The sequence below is a fragment of the Profundibacter sp. genome, assembly GCF_056498605.1.
The window spans coordinates 1-2,302 of record NZ_JBSMEZ010000130.1; the positions used below are offsets into that span (position 1 = coordinate 1).

Here is a 2,302-nt window from a genome sequence, read left to right on the forward strand (position 1 = left end):
CCGGCCCGGGCAAACTTTTCAATAAGATCGGCATGGGTGTTGGTCGGGGTGCAGATAAGCACCGCGTCGATATCGTCTGATGCGGCGATGGCCTCGATACTGCGCACCTCGCCGCCAAAATCTGCAACCAACGCGCTGGCGGCATCCTCAAAGGCATCGGCGACCGCGATCAGTGTTGCACGCCCGTTAGCGCCCACCGCCCTCGCATGGACCTGCCCGATGCGCCCGGCCCCTAAAAGGGCAAATCGTATTGTCATCTGTTCAACCTTTGCTAGATTTGCGAATGCCGATTCTGGTTGGACTTTACGCCCCACCTTCGGTAGAATATATTTTCCATCCAACGGAATGCGATATAGGCAACGCCCTGTCAACCCAAAATGAAAGAAACGCAATGACAAAGCCAGACGCCCCCAAAACGATTGAAGAGTTCCAGATCAGGTTGGTTGAACTGACTGGCACCTTACCAAAGCGTTTGCGCCAATGTGCTGATTATGAAGCCCGAAATACCGATATCATTGCCGTGTCAACGGTTGCGGACCTTTCAAAGGCAGCCGGGGTGCAGCCATCGGCTTTTATGCGCTTTTGCCAGTTGATGGGGTTTTCGGGCTATTCAGAAATGCAGCGGATGTTTCGGGATACTTTTGTGCAGCGCTGGCCCGACTATGCGACCCGCCTCAAATCATTGCGTGCCGATGGCGAAGAAAGCCCCTCTAGCCTGCTGGCCGAGTTTATCGATGCTGGCCGGGCGTCACTGGAAAGCCTCGCCAGTTCGGTCGATCCGGACACGCTCGAACACGCGGTAGCTGCGATGGCAAAGGCGCGGATGATTCACATCATTGGCCTCAGCCGCGCCTTTCCGGTTGCGACCTATCTTGCCTATGCGCTCGAAAAAATGAACGTGCCGGCCATGCTGCACGGCAAATTTGGCAATCTGGATCACCGTCACGCCATTCTGCCGGACGATATTCTGGTGGCCATAACCTTTGCGCCCTATACGCAAGATACCCTTGAGCTTGCGACATTCGCGCGGAGCCGAGGGTGCAATATTGTTGCGATTACAGACACCATAAACTCCCCTCTGCACCATTTGGAGGCTACCATTCTGACAGTTTCGGAGGCAGATGTTGGATCGTTTCGCGCCCTGACCGCCCCCCTGTCTCTGGCAATAACTTTAGCTGTTGCCGTTGGCACGCGCTGCGGACTTGCTGCGGATGAAAATTAAATTTCACGGGTTTCTTTTTTGGAATTGATATTCTATAATTATATCAATTGAAATTTATATATGGTGGCCGCTGCGGCATAGTGCGGTTTCGCCTGAAGGGAGAGCCTGTGAAACTCGATATTGTGACCATTGGTCGATCCTCGGTTGATCTTTACGGCGTGCAGATCGGTGGGCGGCTTGAAGATATGAGGTCGTTTAACAAATATATCGGCGGCTCCCCTACCAACATTGCAGCCGGATGCGCGCGTCTGGGCCTGAAATCGGCGCTGATCACGCGTGTGGGCGACGAGCATATGGGCCGATTCATTCGCGAGGAACTGGCCGCCGAAGGTGTGGATGTTCGCGGCGTCATTACCGACCCTGATCGCCTGACGGCTCTGGTGCTACTCGGCATTCGTGATGATGAACACTTCCCGCTGATTTTTTATCGTGAAAACTGTGCCGACATGGCGCTGTGCGAAGATGACATTGACCCTGATCTGATCCGCGACAGCCGCTGTGTGACGGTGACCGGCACCCACCTGAGCCATGACAATACAGAAGCGGCGGTGCTGAAGGCCCTGCGGCTTGCGCGCGAAAGCGGGGCGAAAACCGCGTTGGATATCGACTACCGACCCAACCTTTGGGGGCTTGCCGGGCACGGGGCGGGCGAAGAGCGGTTTATCGACAGTCCGGCGGTAACCGCGCGCCTACAAAAGGCGCTGGCGCTGTTTGACCTGATTGTGGGCACCGAAGAGGAGTTCCATATCGCCGGCGGCACCACCGACACCCTACAGGCCCTTAAAAACGTGCGGACGTTGACAGCGGCAACACTGGTTTGCAAGCGCGGCCCGATGGGGGCGGTGGCCTTTACTGGCCCCGTTGCCGATGATCTCGATCAGGGTATTTCCGGCCCTGCCTTTCCCATTGAAGTGTTCAACGTGTTGGGGGCTGGCGACGGGTTCATGTCGGGCCTGCTGCGCGGCTGGCTAAAGGGCGAAAACTGGGAAACATCGCTGACATGGGCCAATGCTTGCGGCGCATTTGCGGTGTCTCGCCATGGCTGCACCCCGGCCTATCCAAGCTGGGACGAGCTGCAAT

Annotated in this window: 3 protein-coding genes; 2 read left to right on the plus strand and 1 reads right to left on the minus strand. The window is 56.4% G+C overall.

Going from position 1 to position 2,302, the window contains the following annotated elements; genetic code table 11:
• Positions 1-257: Gfo/Idh/MocA family protein (locus ACWB12_RS13065; protein WP_479530531.1), on the minus strand; the 257-nt coding region annotated here is incomplete at its 3' end.
• A 134-nt stretch (positions 258-391) separates the two neighbouring features.
• Here ACWB12_RS13065 and ACWB12_RS13070 point away from each other — a divergent pair.
• Complete coding sequence (locus tag ACWB12_RS13070) at positions 392-1,222, plus strand: MurR/RpiR family transcriptional regulator (RefSeq protein WP_479530532.1); 831 nt, start codon at positions 392-394, stop codon at positions 1,220-1,222.
• Positions 1,223-1,329: 107 nt separating this feature from the next.
• Positions 1,330-2,302 (plus strand): 5-dehydro-2-deoxygluconokinase (gene iolC, locus ACWB12_RS13075; RefSeq protein WP_479530533.1); only part of this gene is annotated, 973 nt, incomplete at its 3' end.

Coding starts and splice junctions, on each gene's coding strand:
- ACWB12_RS13070 (WP_479530532.1), top strand. CDS start 392: ATGACAAAGCCAGACGCCCCCAAAACGATTGAAGAGTTCCAGATCAGG.